Genomic DNA, 13,400 nt, shown 5'->3' with positions numbered 1-13,400 from the left:
ATGGCAGCACAGCTCGACGAGTACGACCAGGCCGCGATCCAGCGGCTGCTGACCGAGAACGGATCGGTGTCCGAGCAGGGCATCACCGTGCAGCGCCGCGAGCATCTGCTGGTGCTAGGCGGCGAGGTGGAGAGCACCGAGCGCCGCGACGAGATCTGCCGGCAGATCACGGCGAACTTCCCGGACGTGGAGATCGTGTGCGACATCGGCATCGTGCGCGCCACGGCCCCCAGCGAGGTGGAGGAGATCTCATGATCCGGATCGCCGCCGTGGGCGACGTCCACGTCGACAAGGACGTCCTGGGCCGCTACCGGCCCGCCCTCGACCAGTTGCCGGGCGTCGCCGACGCGCTGCTGATCGCCGGTGACCTGACCCGGCACGGCACCGTCGACGAGGCGAAGTGCATGGCCGAGGAATTCGGTGGGCTGGCGGTGCCGGTCGTGGTGGTGCTCGGCAACCACGATCATCAGAGCGACCAGCAGTCGCAGGTCACCGACGTGCTCCGGGATGCCGGCCTGACCGTGCTGGAGGGTGAGGGCACCGTCCTGACGATCAACGGGCACCGGCTCGGCATCGCCGGTGCCAAGGGCTTCGGCGGCGGGTTCGCCGGGGCCTGCGCCAGTTCGTTCGGCGAGCGCGAGATGAAGAACTTCGTCGGCACCAGTGAGGCCGCGGCGGAGAAGCTCGGCGCGGCCCTGCGCGGGCTCGAGGGATGCGACGCGCTGGTGGCACTGACGCACTACGCGCCGGTGCCCGAGACGCTGACCGGTGAGCCGCTGGAGATCTACCCGTTCCTGGGGTCGTACCTGCTCGGTCAGGCCATCGACTCGGCGCCGACCGCGCTGGCCCTGCACGGGCACGCGCACCACGGCAGCGAACGTGGGCGCACCCCGGGCGGGGTGCCGGTGCGCAACGTCGCCCACCCCGTGATCAAGCAGGCGTACAACGTCTACCAGCTGCTCTCGGAAGACGTGGATGCCGGGCTAGTGTCCGTTTGATCCGCTTCGCACGGAAGCCCTGTCCCCCGTACGGGACAGGGCTTCCGTCGTTTGTGGAATTTCTCGGTGGTGTGGCGTGCATTACAGGTTTTCGATTTCTGCCGGTCGGGTATCTGCTGGTCATGACACTTCTGCTTTGGATCCTCGCCGTTATCCTCGTCGTCGCCGGCATCCTCGCGCTGTTCCGCCGCCAGATCCTCTGGGGTGCCGTCCTCATCATCGTCGGCCTGCTCGTCGGCCCTGGTGGAGTCAGCATCTTCAGTTAACCCACCGGCAGTACCCCAACCGGGGCTGCCGTGTGGCTATCTCTCGCAGGTAGCTACACGGTGGCCCCGGTTTCTTTTTCGGGGAAACACCACTATGTAGTGACACGCACACTTGGTGCGATGTCCTCAATCGGACTCATGTCGTAATCCTCAGCGAGACGATCCCCCCGACGTTCGCGAGGTACCGGCTGTGGCCGAGGTCCATCACTTCACCTACGGAGCTTTCAACCCGATCGGCGCGTACCTGCTGGCCGTGCTCGGGTCCTTCCTCGGCCTGCTGTGCGTCGGACGTGCCCGCGGCGCCCGGACCCGGGGCCGCCGCAACCGCTGGCTGATCATCGCGGCGTTCGCCATCGGCGGCGCGGCCGTCTGGCTCATGCATTTCACCGCGATGCTCGGCTTCGACGTCCCGGAGAGCCCGGTGCGCTACAGCCCGGTGCTGACCATGGTCAGTCTCGGCCTGGCCGTGCTGGCCGTCGGCATCGGACTGATGGTCGTCGGGCACCGGCGGCGCAGCGTGCCCCGGACCCTGCTGGCCGGCCTGCTCACCGGCGCCGGCGTGCTCGGCATGCACTACACCGGCATGACCGGGCTCTACGTCTCGGGCACGATCCACTACCGGCCGACGCTGGTCGTCGCCTCCGCCGTCATCGCGGTCGTCGCCTCGACCGGCTCCCTCTGGTTCGCGTTCTCGCTGTCCGGCCGGATGCTGCCGATGTTCGGCGCCGCCGCGGTCATGGGGCTCGCGCTCTGCGGGATGCACTACACCGGCATGGCCGCGATGAGCGTCGAGCTCAACCACGACGTCACCACCCACGTGGACGGGATCCGGCCGCTGCTGATGATCGTGCCGATCACGCTGGTCAGTGCCGCGACGATCCTCGGGGTGGCGCTCAGCGCGCTGCAGGCGATGACCGAGGAGGAATTCACCGACGGGGCCGGCATCCCCCGGCGCGGTGTGCACGCCGACAACCACCCCTGGTCGCTCAAGCAGGCCTCGCTCACCGCGGTCCGGCGTACGCCGGGAAACCGTCCCTCCCCGCGACCGGTGCCGCTGCGCCCGGTGCCGGTCGTCAAAGAACCCGTCGACGCGCAGCCCTGATCAGGCACCCACGGGGCACCGGGTCCGGTATACCTTCTCGGCATGGCGCCAAGGATGTTGCTGTCGATGCCGCTGCACGCGATCACCGAGGTCTACGGGGAGGCGGGCCCGCGGGACCGGTTCGCCCTCGAACTCGAGGCGTTGCCCGACGCGGACCGGGAACAACTCGAGGAAGCCCTGGCGCTCGCGTCGGCGCTGCACGCCGACGACCGCCGGGTCCGGGAGCCGTACATGAACCATCTGCTGCGGGTCGCGATCCGGATCCAGCGCTATTACGGGATCCAGGACGTGGACGTGCTGACCGCGGCACTGCTGCACGACGCGGTGGAGGACCACCCGGCCGAACTGGCCGGGCTCCCCGCGGACCTCGGTTACGCCGTGCTGACCGAGGCGGCGGTCGCGGAACTCGCCCGGCGGTTCGGGCCCCGGGTGGCCGAACTGGTCCGCTCGGTCACCAACCCGGAGTACGACCCGGCGCGCGACAAGCACGAGCAGTACCGCACCCACGTCGCCGCGAGCCTCGAACGCGACCCGTGGGCCCGGGTGATCAAGGTGAGCGACTTCACCGACAACGGCGTGGGCGTCATCCACACCACGTACGACAAGGCGCACAGCTCCGCGACGAAGTACCGTCCGCTGGTCCCCAAGCTGCGGGAGCTGATCGGGCGCCCGGACACCCCGTTGTCGATCACCGCCAAAGATCACATTCTTGATCAACTGGACCTCGCCGAGGAGCGCTTCGCGGCCATCCTCGACGGCTAGCCTGGGGGTATGCCATCCCCCAGTGAATGGTGGCGCAGCGCCGTCATCTACCAGATCTATCCGCGCTCCTTCGCCGACAGCGACGGCGACGGCATGGGCGACCTGCCGGGCATCACGTCCCGGCTGAGCGACCTGCGCGACCTCGGTGTCGACGCCGTCTGGCTCTCGCCGTTCTACCTCTCGCCCCAGCACGACGCCGGGTACGACGTGGCCGACTACCGCACGGTGGACCCGCGCTTCGGCGACCTCGGCGACGCCGACAAGATGATCGCCGAGGCCAGGTCGCTCGGCCTGCGGGTGATCGTCGACCTGGTGCCCAACCACACGTCGAACGAGCACGAGTGGTTCCGGGCCGCGCTGGCCGCGGCGCCCGGCAGTCCCGAGCGGGAACGCTACGTCTTCCGCGACGGGCGGGGCGAGGACGGCAGCGAGCCGCCCAACACGTGGCTGAGCGTCTTCGGCGGGCCCGCCTGGGAACGGCTCCCCGACGGCCAGTGGTACCTCCACCTGTTCGACGTGTCCCAGCCCGACCTCAACTGGGGTAACCCCGAGGTCCGCGACGAGTTCGTGGCGATCCTGCGCTTCTGGCTCGACCGCGGCGTCGACGGTTTCCGGGTGGACGTCGCGCACGGCCTGATCAAGGACGCCGAGCTGGCCGACTGGGAATGGGGCGGCGACGTCATCCTCGGCGGGCTCACCCCCGAGGGCGCCCCGCCGCCCCCGATGTGGGACCAGGAGGGCGTGCACGAGATCTACCAGCAGTGGCGCGAGGTGCTGAACGCGTACGAGGGGGACCGGATCCTCGTCGCCGAGGCCTGGGTGCAGCCCGCCGAGCGGCTCGCCCGTTACGTCCGCCCCGACGAGATGCACCAGGCGTTCAACTTCGAATACCTGGTCACGCCGTGGGGCGCGGACCCGCTGCGCCAGGTCATCGACCGCACCAGCGGCGCCAACGCCACCGTCGGCGCACCGACCACGTGGGTGCTCTCCAACCACGACGTCATGCGGCACGCCTCCCGGCTCGGTTTCTCCGACGGCAAGGACCACCGCAACGGCATCGGCGTCGACGACCCGCAACCGGACGCCCCGCTGGGGCTGCGCCGGGCCCGGGCCGCGTCGCTGCAGATGCTCGGCCTGCCCGGCTCGGCGTATCTGTACCAGGGCGAGGAGCTCGGCCTGCCCGAGCACACCACGATGCCCGACGACTTCCGTGAGGACCCGACGTTCGAACGCTCCGGGCACACCGAGGTCGGCCGGGACGGTTGCCGGGTGCCGATCCCGTGGGAGGCCGACTCCCCCTCGTTCGGCTTCGGCCCCGCCGACGCGAGCTGGCTGCCGCAGCCGGCCGCCTGGGCCGAGTACGCCCTCGACCGGCAGCGGGGCATCCCCGGCTCGACCTACGAGCTGTACCGCTCGGCGCTGCGGCTGCGCCGCGAACGCTCGCTCGGCCACGGCACGCTGAGCTGGCTCGACACCCCGGCCGAGGTGCTGGCGTTCCGCAACGGCGACCTGCTGGTGCTGACCAACTTCGGGGACGCTCCGGCGGAACTGCCGCTGGGTGTGCGGGTGCTGCTGAGCAGCGAGCCGCTCACCGAGGACGGCCGGGTTCCCCGAGATGTGACGGTGTGGGCGGCGTGACGGCGTAGGTGGCCAGGGCCGCATGGGTTTCCGCCATGTCCCTGGCCACCGTCCGGCTGGCCAGCCAGTACATGACCCCGGTCGGGATGAAGAAGACCTGGAACACGGCCAGCCCGACGGCGTAGTTCAGCGGCGGCGGGAACGCCCCGGCCAGGCCCCGGAACGCGACCCCGACCAGCGCGTTGCCCCCGGCCCGGCCCACGCCGTTGACCAGGTTGCCCAGGCTGTACACCGTGCCGCGGTGCTCGGGCGGGTTGACGTCGGCGATCATCGCGAACCAGTTGGGCGAGTTCGCCGACGTCAGGGCCAGCGCGAAGATGGCCACGGCCAGGCTGAACCCGACGGTCGGCTCGGTCACCACGTTGCGCAGCACCGCCGAGATGATCGCGCCGCTGCCGCCCCCGTCCGGCACGTCGATGCGGAACGGCACGAAATACAGCACCACGTAGAACGGCACCGCGGCGAGGATCCCGACGGCGGCGACCAGGGCCCGGCCCCGCGGGGTACGCCGCTGCAGCCGGTCGCCGATCAGCCCGCCGATGATCGACAGGGCGCCGCCGAGCTGGAAGAGCGTCGCGAACACACTGCCCACCACGATCGCCGTGGCGGCGGAGTAGCCCTGGTCCTCCGCGCGTGAGCTGAACAGCACCGGCAGCCAGACCATCGACCCGAACGCCACCTGCGCGGACAGGCCCTGCAGGATCAGCCACACGTTGGTACGCCGGGCCACGATCCTGGGCAGGTCGTCACGGCGGATGCGCTCGTCGTACTCGACACCGCGCAGCTCCGGCTGGCTGTCGCCGCGCGGGACGTCGTACGTGAAGAGGTAGGTGACGGTCGCGATCAGCCCGGCCACCGCGACGACGAGGAACGGGCGGCGCCAGTCGGTCGAGCCGAGCAGACCGCCGACCAGGGTGCCGGCGAGCGTGCCGATGCCCTGCGACAGCCCCCAGAAGCTCATCACCAGACCGCGGCGCTTCGGTGAGATCAGGTCGCTGACCACGGAGAAGCTGACACTGGCCACGGCGCCGAGCCCGATCGCGGCCAGCACCTGCGCGGCCAGGAACGACGGATAGCCGCCGGCCAGACCGGACCAGGCGGTGCCGGCCACCCAGATCACGGTGCCGGCGATGAGGACCGGTTTGCGGTCGGTGCGATCCCCCGCGTACGCCCAGCCGATCGCCGCCACGGCACTGATCAGGAACATCACGGTGGTGGCGAGCGCGATGTGGCCCTCGCCCACCCCCAGATCGTCGCCGATGCTGCCGTACAGGGGTGGGACGAGGCCGATGGCCACATTGTCGAGCGAGGCGAGAACGACGAACACCACCACGCTGTACGCGCGATGCGCCGGTCCGCCCATGGTCACGGGCAGAACCTTAGCGGGCGGTGGTCCTGTCGACGACCTTGTCCCGGGCTGCCGCGTACTGCTCACGGATCAGGGGGACGCCGCGGTCCTCGTACACCTCGGGGGTCTCGGCGGACCACTCGGGCGGGAGATCGCCGCCGGCGGTGACCCAGGCGGCCTGCCGGGCGGCGCCGTCCGCGACATACTCGCCGGGCGGCGGGACCAGGACCGGAAGACCGAACAGAGCCGGAGCGATCTTGCGTACGGCCAGACTGCGCGCACCGCCTCCGACCAGCACGATCCGGTTGGCCTCGGCACCGGCCGTGACCAGCGCGTCCAGCCCGTCGGCGAGGGCGCAGAGCATGCCCTCGACGGCGGCACGGGCCAGATGCGCCGGGTCGGAGGTCTTCAGCGTCAGACCGTGGATGGCTCCCGTGGCGTCCGGCCGGTTCGGCGTGCGCTCCCCCTCGAGGTAGGGCACGAGCACCAGGCCGTCCGCCCCGGCCGGCGCCGACAGCGCCAGCTCGGACAGCTTCTCGTGGTCGGCACCGATCAGCTTGCCGGCCGCGTCGAGGACCCGGGCCGCGTTGAGCGTCACCACGATGGGCAGGAAGCGCCCGGTGGTGTCGGCGAACCCGGAGACCGCGCCGGTCGGGTCGTCCGGCGCGACGTCGGACGACACGAAGACGGTGCCGGAGGTGCCGATGGAGATGACCACGTCGCCCGGCCGCGCACCCGCGCCGAGACCCGCGGCCGCGTTGTCGCCGGCGCCCGGGCCCAGCGGGGCACCGTTGGGCAGGTGACCGGCGACCCCGGTCGGGCCGAGCACCAGGGGTGTCGCGATCCGCCGGCCGAAGCCCAGCTCCAGCAGGTCGGGCCGGTACTCGTTCGTCTTCGCCGACCAGTACAGCGTGCCGCTGGCGTCGCTGCGGTCGGTCCGCAACGTGTCCAGGCTCTTGGCTCCGGACAGCTTCCAGGTCAGCCAGTCGTGCGGCAGGCACACCGCCGCGACCCGGGCCGCGTGCTCCGGTTCGTGCCGAGCCAGCCAGCGCAGTTTCGTCAGCGTGAAGCTGGCCACCGGCACGATGCCGACCGCGTCGGCCCAGGCCCGGCGCCCCCGGTCACCGCCGCCGAGCTCCTCGATGAGGTCGGCGGCCGCGCCGGCGCTGCGGGTGTCGTTCCACAGCAGCGCCGGCCGGATCACCTCGCCGTCCTCGTCCAGCACGACCATGCCGTGCTGCTGCCCGGCCACCGACGCCGCGGCGACGTCGTCGAGCCCGCCGGCCTCGTCGATGGCCTGCCGCAGCGCGGCCCACCAGGCGTCGGGGTGGACCTCGGTCCCCTCCGGGTGGCTCGCCCGCCCCTGCCGGACCAGTTTCCCGGTCTCGGCATCACGGATGACCACCTTGCACGACTGCGTGGAGCTGTCGATCCCGGCGACAAGCACCATCAGCGGGCTTTCAGCACGTGGTCGATGGCGAGCTGGTGCAGCTTGACGAAGTGGTAGCCCTGCTCGCCGGCCGCGTCGACGTCGAAGTTCTCGAACGCGCTCTTGTCGTCGATCAGGTCCTGGTACGTCTCGCCCTCGTTGAGCGTCGGCTTCGCCAGCTCGAACACCTTCGAGGCCTCCAGTGCCGCCTGCACCTCGGGGTCCGCGCGGAACGCCTCGGCCCGCTCCTTGAGCAGCAGATACATCCGCATGTTGGCCTTGGCGGACTCCCAGACACCGTCGTAGTCCTCGGTGCGCGACGGCTTGTAGTCGAAGTGCCGGGGGCCGTCGTAGCCGGGGCCGCCGCCGGGCGCGCCGTGCTCGAGCAGGTCGACCAGCGAGAACGCGTTGAGCAGGTCGGCGTGGCCGAACACCAGGTCCTGGTCGAACTTCGGGCCGTGCTGGCCGTTGAGGTCGATGTGGAACAGCTTCTTGTGCCACAGCGCCTGGGCGATGCCCTGGGTGAAGTTGAGGTTGGACATCTGCTCGTGGCCGACCTCGGGGTTGATGCCGAACAGCTCGGAGCGCTCCAGCTCCTGCACGAACGCGATGGCGTGCCCGGCGGTCGGCAGCAGGATGTCGCCGCGCGGCTCGTTGGGCTTGGGCTCGATCGCGAACCGCAGGCCGTACCCCTTGTCCTCGGAGTACTGCGCGAGCAGGTTGAGGCCCTCGGCGTAGCGGTCGAGCGCGGCCTGGACGTCCTTGGCCTCGTCGTACTCCGATCCCTCCCGGCCGCCCCAGAGCACCAGGGTCTGCGCACCCAGCTCGGCGGCGAGGTCCATGTTGCGCAGGACCTTGCGCAGCGCGTACCGGCGTACGCCGCGGTCGTTGCTGGTGAACCCGCCGTCCTTGAACACCGGGTGGGTGAACAGGTTGGTCGTCACCATCGGCACGACCATGCCGGTCTCGTCGAGCGCCTTCTTGAAGCCGGCGATGATGCCGTCCCGGGTAGCGGCGTCGGAGCCGAACGGCACCAGGTCGTCGTCGTGGAAGGTGATGCCGTACGCGCCGAACTCGTTGAGCTTGTGCACCGCTTCGATCGGGTCGAGCGGGGCGCGGGTGGCCTCGCCGAACGGGTCGCGGGCCGTCCAGCCGACGGTCCAGAGACCGAAGCTGAACTTGTCTGCCTTGCTCGGCTGGACCGACACGGATACCTCCACGTAACAGAGCTGATTTGTTTAGTGGTTGAATTATTTTGGTGGCGTGTGGCATTGTCAAGGGGTGCCGGGCCGGATGATGACCGCTTCCACGACACCCGTCCGGCAGAGCAGCGTGCGGGCCCATAATCTCGCGCTCGTGCTGCAAACCGTGGCGAACAGCGCAGATCCGATCTCCCGGGCAGCGGTGGCCGGGGCGACCGGGCTCACCCGCGCCACCGTCTCCGCCCTCGTCGACGACCTCATCGCCGGCACCCTGCTCACCGAGGTCGACCCGGCCCCCCGCAGCGGCGCCGGACGCCCCGCCGCCGGCCTGCGCCCCGCCGCGAACGGACCCGCCGGACTCGGCCTCGAGATCAACGTCGACTACCGGGCGGCCTGCGTCGTCGACCTCACCGGCACCGTGCGCCACCACCTCGTCGAAACCGGCGACCAGCGCGACGGACGCGAAGGCCTGTTCGAGCTCGCCCACCGGGCCCGGCACCTCGCCGAGGCCGATGGACTGATCACCGCGGGCGTCGCCCTCGCCGTGCCCGGCCTGGTGACGGCCGGCGGCATCGTCCGGGTCGCACCCAACCTGGGCTGGCAGGACGTCACCCTCGGCACCCACTTCGACGGGCTGCCGCTGATCGTCGACAACGAGGCCAACCTGGCCGCGCTCAGCGAACAGGACACCGGCGAACTCCCACCCAGCTTCGTCTACGTCTCCGGCGAGATCGGCATCGGCGCCGGCATCATCCTCGACGGCGCCCTGTACCGCGGGGTGCGAGGCTGGAGCGGCGAGATCGGCCACATCCCGGTCGACCCGGCCGGGCCGCTGTGCCGCTGCGGAGCCCGAGGATGCCTCGAGCAGTACGCCGGCCAGGAAGCGATCCTCCGGGCGGCCGGCGTCCCCACCGTCGCGGACCTGCCCGGCGCCGACCTGAGCGCGGCCGGCACCGCCCTGGGCACCGTCCTGGCCACGGTGATCAACCTGCTCGACGTGGACACCATCGTGCTGGGCGGCATCTACGCCCCCCTGCTGCCCGCCCTCCGCCCCGCGATCAGCGCCGAGATCGGCCGCCGGGTGCTCACGGCGGGCTGGTCCCCGATCCGGCTACGGGCGGCGACCCTGGGCCCGGACGCCGCGGTCCGGGGAGCGGCCGGGGCGGTCCTGCGCGGCATCCTGAACGACCCGGCGGGGTGGCTCGGCCGCTTCGCCACGCGGTGACCGCTGGTTGCCCACGCTGCCACGCTCCGAGTGCTGCCGGCCCGGGTGAGGGCCGTTGCGTCAGGCTGTCTGGGCGTCTGATTCGCCGGCTTCGGCGGCTGCGTGGCTGAATTCGGCCAGGCCTCGGACCAGGCCGGCTCGGCCGGCGGGGCTCATGCGGGCCAGGACGTCGCTCAGGATCTCGCGGCGGGTGGTGCGGAGGTTGGTGAGCAGTGCCCGGGACGACGGTGTCAGGAACAGGGCGATCTCGCGGCGGTCGGCTCGGCCGGGGACTCGCTCCACCAGGCCGGATGCGACAAGTCTGTCGCACAGTCTGCTCGCCGAGGAGAGGATCATGCGGAGTTGCCCGGCCAGGCCACGCAGGTTGATGCCCTCCGCACGTTCGACCACGAGGAGGGCGTTGAGCTGGGGGCCGGACAGGCGGGGCGTAGCCTGCTCACGGGCCGCGTCCCAGACGGCCAGCAACGACGCTGCGGCGTCGTCGACCGCGGCGGCGTGCTGTGGTGGCCCGTCCGGCCCATGGTATTCGGCCATGGTGCAGCAGAGAGTACCCGCAGAGCCGACACTGTCGAGGGGGCGGAAAGGTTGTCCGAACGAGTTGCCGCTGCCCGGCGAGCCCTGGCCGGTGCCCCGGCCGAGCAGGTGGTGGAGTGTCTCGCCGACTCGCTGGCCAAGGATTACGCCATCGCCGGCGTGGAACTGCTGCTGGTCGACTACCGGCTGTCCGCCCTGATGCCGCTGCACGGCGGGTCGCCGGTCACCCGTCCCGGTGACCCGGCGTGGCGGGCCTTCGACCACCAGAACGAGGTGGCGGCCGGCCAGGCCGGGTATCTGCCGGTGACCGCTCGCGGGGAACGCCTGGGCGTGCTGCGGGTCACCCCGCTGCCGGGGCCGGAGCTGCGTGACGAGCTCGCGGAGATCGCGACCCTGCTCGCCCATGAGCTGCAGGCGGCCAACGCGGGGACCGACCGCTATGCGATCGCCAGCCGGACGCGGCGTCTCACGCTGGCCGCCGAGCTGCAGTGGGAGCTGCTGCCCGGCCGCTGCCGGGTCGGGCCCGCTTTCAGTCTGGCCGGTCAGCTCGAACCCGCGTACGCGGTCATGGGCGACAGTTTCGACTGGGCGCAGCAGGACGACCGGTTGTTCGTGACCGTGCTCAACGGCATGGGTGACGGCATGACGGCCTCGCTGCTGACCTCGCTGGCGACGCAGGCGCTGCGTAACGCCCGCCGGGCCGGTCTGTCGCTGGCCGACCAGGCCGGGCTCGCCGACCAGGCGATCTTCGCCCAGCACCGGGGTGGCTCGCATGTGGCGGCGCTGATGCTGGAGCTCGACCTGGTGACCGGCGAGGTGCTGGCGGTCGACGCCGGGTCGCCCCGGCTGCTGGTGCTGCGCGACGGCGAGGTCCTCGATCAGGAACTCGAGGCGCAGTTCCCGCTCGGTATGTTCGAGACCAGCGAGTACACCACCCAGGCCTTCCGCCTGCACCCGGGCGACCGGCTCTTCATCGTCAGCGACGGCGTGTTCGCGGCGCCGGGCCGGGCGGGAAAATACGGAGAGGCGGCACTGCACCGTTTCGTACGGCGGACCGGGCCCCTTGCGCCGCTCCAGGCCGTACGTTCCCTGTTGGGTGATCTTCGGGCTTTTGTCAGCTCCGACCTGGAGGACGACGCGGTCGCCGTCTGCCTGGACTGGACCGCCGCCGGTTAGCGGGCGACGCCGGAGCGGGACGCGATGGCCTCGCGGAAGATGTCGGAGATCTTGGCCGGGTCCTGGGCGATGAAGACGCCGCCCGAGCTGGTGGCGCCCGCGATCGCGTCGAGCTCGTTGGCGTCCACCTCGTTGCCGATGCCGATGATCACCATGCGGACCGGGCGTTTCGGGTCCTGGGCCTTCTTCAGCTCGGCGATCAGCGTCTCACGGCTGATGCCGTCCTTGTTCTCGTCCTTGCCGTCGGTGAACAGGATGACCGAGTTGATCCGGCCGGCCTGCCAGTCCTCCTGCACCTTCTTGTAGGCGGCCAGCGCCGTGTTGTACAGACCGGTGGCGCCGCCCTCCTTCGGCTTGATCTGCGCGATGGAGGCCTTCAGCTCGGAGCGGGCCGAGGTCAGCGGGCTGATCGGCACGATCTCCTTGTAGGGCAGCTTGCCGTCGAGCTCGGTGGAGAAGATCCACGTGCCGACCGCCCACTTGTCGTCGAAGAGGTCCAGGCCCTGTTCCGCCGCGGCGCGGGTGACCGCCGCGCGACTGCGGTTGTTCGCGGTCGGGACCGCGGTGCTCATCGAGCCCGACACGTCGAAGACCGCGAGCACCCGGCCCGGCAGGGTGATCGCCGCCCAGCTGCCCAGCGCGCGGTTGATCGCGCTGGCGTCGAGGCCCGCCGCGGCGGTGCCCTCGGTGCCGGTGGACGCCGCCGGTGACGCCGACGCGGTGTCCGGTGCGCCGGTCGGGGCCGAGAAGCCGGTGCCCGTGGTGCCGTCGGCGCCGCGGAGCCCGACCCGGGCCAGATCGTTCTTGAACTCGGGCTGCTGCAGCGCCTTGCGCAGGCCCGTCGCCGCGGCCTGCTTGGTCAGGTCGGCCTCGGGCAGGACCGCGTACGGGTAGTCGAGCGCCGGCGGCTTGGGCTCGAGATACAGCGCGACCAGCGGCACGACGGGGCTCTCCGCGTTGTACCCGATCACGTCTTCCTCGGAGAGCGGCGCGGCGCTGATGGCACTGGTGAGTTCCGCCACGTCGGTCGAGCGGGGGAACTTCTCCAGCAGGTCGTCCCGCAGCGAGGAGCTACCCGAGGCGAGCGCCCGCAGCGCACCGACCTGGGCGCGCTGGGCGGCGGGGGTGCCACCGGCCGCGCTGCCCAGGGCGAGCAGGCCGGCCAGCCCGGAGGCGTCCCGGGTGGGGTCGACGATGCCGGTCCGCAGCGAGTTGCCGGTCGTCATCCGGGCGACCAGGTCGTTCCACCCGATCTTGCGGTCCGGCCAGCCGATGGTCTCGGCGACCGGCTTCGGCATCGCCACGACGACCGGGCTCTTCGCGATCGAGGTGCCGTCGGTGGGCTGGAAACCGGAGGCCTCCGAGCGCAGGCGCAGCAGCCAGGTGGTCGAGTCGGGGACCCAGACGTCCGGCAGGGTGCCGGACTGGCTGGAAGCGCCCAGACCGGTCAGCGAAACGCGGTGTTTGAGCGCGACAGTGGACGCCACCGAGCCCGGATTGACGCCACTCACATTGACGCTGACGCACGTCCCGTTGACTTCCGCACCGCCGTCGCTCCACCGCTTGGCGGCGGCGGCGACGGCGGGTGCGATGTCCGTGGATGTGGCGACATTGAGCAGAACCTGCCCTGAACAGCCCTTGTCTGCCAACTGTTGGTAACCGAACCAGGAGCCCGCGATAACAACAACGATCGCCATCGCTGATGCGACGGCACTCGCTG

At 71.0% G+C, this 13,400-nt stretch carries 13 protein-coding genes; 8 read left to right on the top strand and 5 right to left on the bottom strand.

Annotated features, from left to right (window positions below; translation table 11 throughout):
- From ACIA6A_RS32465 to ACIA6A_RS32440, 6 genes are all read left to right on the top strand, one after another.
- The gene (locus ACIA6A_RS32465; protein WP_396101775.1) at window positions 1-255 is read left to right on the top strand and encodes a hypothetical protein; all 255 of its coding nucleotides are present in this window, start codon (window positions 1-3) and stop codon (window positions 253-255) included.
- Window positions 252-998, top strand: a complete 747-nt coding sequence (locus ACIA6A_RS32460) for a metallophosphoesterase (protein ID WP_396101774.1) — start codon at window positions 252-254, stop codon at window positions 996-998. The genes ACIA6A_RS32465 and ACIA6A_RS32460 overlap by 4 nt, the downstream gene beginning before the upstream one ends.
- Before the next feature lie 122 nt (window positions 999-1,120).
- Window positions 1,121-1,264 carry a GPGG-motif small membrane protein gene (locus ACIA6A_RS32455; protein ID WP_396101773.1) on the top strand — a complete coding sequence of 48 codons (144 nt, stop codon included), beginning with the start codon at window positions 1,121-1,123 and terminating at the stop codon, window positions 1,262-1,264.
- Window positions 1,265-1,454: 190 nt separating this feature from the next.
- On the top strand, window positions 1,455-2,366 hold the full coding sequence (locus ACIA6A_RS32450; RefSeq protein ID WP_396101772.1) for an MHYT domain-containing protein: 912 nt from the start codon (window positions 1,455-1,457) through the stop codon (window positions 2,364-2,366).
- Between the two features lie 42 nt (window positions 2,367-2,408).
- Window positions 2,409-3,128: an HD domain-containing protein gene (locus tag ACIA6A_RS32445; RefSeq protein WP_396101771.1), complete on the top strand. Its 720-nt coding sequence runs from the start codon at window positions 2,409-2,411 to the stop codon at window positions 3,126-3,128.
- 9 nt (window positions 3,129-3,137) lie between these two features.
- A complete protein-coding gene (locus ACIA6A_RS32440) occupies window positions 3,138-4,766 on the top strand; it encodes a glycoside hydrolase family 13 protein (protein WP_396101770.1) in 1,629 nt (542 codons plus the stop codon).
- Here the strand turns inward: ACIA6A_RS32440 and ACIA6A_RS32435 are convergent.
- The 3 genes from ACIA6A_RS32435 to xylA are packed head-to-tail and all read right to left on the bottom strand — an operon-like array spanning window position 4,717 to window position 8,751.
- Window positions 4,717-6,129, bottom strand: a complete 1,413-nt coding sequence (locus ACIA6A_RS32435) for an MFS transporter (protein ID WP_396101861.1) — start codon at window positions 6,127-6,129, stop codon at window positions 4,717-4,719. The two genes, ACIA6A_RS32440 and ACIA6A_RS32435, sit on opposite strands and share 50 nt — an antisense overlap.
- A gap of 16 nt (window positions 6,130-6,145) precedes the next feature.
- Window positions 6,146-7,564 (bottom strand): xylulokinase, encoded by a 1,419-nt coding sequence (gene xylB / locus ACIA6A_RS32430; RefSeq protein WP_396101769.1) that lies wholly within the window; start codon window positions 7,562-7,564, stop codon window positions 6,146-6,148.
- Complete coding sequence (gene xylA, locus ACIA6A_RS32425) at window positions 7,564-8,751, bottom strand: xylose isomerase (RefSeq protein ID WP_396101768.1); 1,188 nt, start codon at window positions 8,749-8,751, stop codon at window positions 7,564-7,566. The genes xylB and xylA overlap by 1 nt, the downstream gene beginning before the upstream one ends.
- A gap of 88 nt (window positions 8,752-8,839) precedes the next feature.
- Between xylA and ACIA6A_RS32420 the strand changes: the two genes are divergently transcribed.
- Complete coding sequence (locus tag ACIA6A_RS32420) at window positions 8,840-9,970, top strand: ROK family protein (protein WP_396101860.1); 1,131 nt, start codon at window positions 8,840-8,842, stop codon at window positions 9,968-9,970.
- A 60-nt stretch (window positions 9,971-10,030) separates the two neighbouring features.
- Here ACIA6A_RS32420 and ACIA6A_RS32415 read toward each other — a convergent pair whose 3' ends face one another.
- A complete protein-coding gene (locus ACIA6A_RS32415) occupies window positions 10,031-10,504 on the bottom strand; it encodes a MarR family winged helix-turn-helix transcriptional regulator (protein ID WP_396101767.1) in 474 nt (157 codons plus the stop codon).
- A 51-nt stretch (window positions 10,505-10,555) separates the two neighbouring features.
- Here ACIA6A_RS32415 and ACIA6A_RS32410 point away from each other — a divergent pair, with 51 nt between their 5' ends.
- Window positions 10,556-11,680, top strand: coding sequence for a PP2C family protein-serine/threonine phosphatase (locus tag ACIA6A_RS32410; RefSeq protein WP_396101766.1), 1,125 nt, complete (start codon window positions 10,556-10,558; stop codon window positions 11,678-11,680).
- Here ACIA6A_RS32410 and ACIA6A_RS32405 read toward each other — a convergent pair.
- A complete protein-coding gene (locus ACIA6A_RS32405) occupies window positions 11,677-13,377 on the bottom strand; it encodes a substrate-binding domain-containing protein (protein WP_396101765.1) in 1,701 nt (566 codons plus the stop codon). The genes ACIA6A_RS32410 and ACIA6A_RS32405 overlap by 4 nt on opposite strands.
- Window positions 13,378-13,400 lie beyond the last annotated feature (23 nt).

This window comes from Actinoplanes sp. NPDC051494, from assembly GCF_044454705.1.
GTDB lineage: Bacteria > Actinomycetota > Actinomycetes > Mycobacteriales > Micromonosporaceae > Actinoplanes.
Note: the sequence above shows the minus strand (reverse complement) of the source record. Positions and strands in the feature narration are given on the sequence as shown.

Coding starts and splice junctions, on each gene's coding strand:
- ACIA6A_RS32415 (WP_396101767.1), bottom strand. CDS start 10,504: ATGGCCGAATACCATGGGCCGGACGGGCCACCACAGCACGCCGCCGCG.
- ACIA6A_RS32405 (WP_396101765.1), bottom strand. CDS start 13,377: ATGGCGATCGTTGTTGTTATCGCGGGCTCCTGGTTCGGTTACCAACAG.
- ACIA6A_RS32445 (WP_396101771.1), top strand. CDS start 2,409: ATGGCGCCAAGGATGTTGCTGTCGATGCCGCTGCACGCGATCACCGAG.
- ACIA6A_RS32460 (WP_396101774.1), top strand. CDS start 252: ATGATCCGGATCGCCGCCGTGGGCGACGTCCACGTCGACAAGGACGTC.
- ACIA6A_RS32455 (WP_396101773.1), top strand. CDS start 1,121: ATGACACTTCTGCTTTGGATCCTCGCCGTTATCCTCGTCGTCGCCGGC.
- ACIA6A_RS32420 (WP_396101860.1), top strand. CDS start 8,840: ATGACCGCTTCCACGACACCCGTCCGGCAGAGCAGCGTGCGGGCCCAT.
- xylB (WP_396101769.1), bottom strand. CDS start 7,564: ATGGTGCTTGTCGCCGGGATCGACAGCTCCACGCAGTCGTGCAAGGTG.
- ACIA6A_RS32440 (WP_396101770.1), top strand. CDS start 3,138: ATGCCATCCCCCAGTGAATGGTGGCGCAGCGCCGTCATCTACCAGATC.
- ACIA6A_RS32465 (WP_396101775.1), top strand. CDS start 1: ATGGCAGCACAGCTCGACGAGTACGACCAGGCCGCGATCCAGCGGCTG.
- ACIA6A_RS32435 (WP_396101861.1), bottom strand. CDS start 6,129: ATGGGCGGACCGGCGCATCGCGCGTACAGCGTGGTGGTGTTCGTCGTT.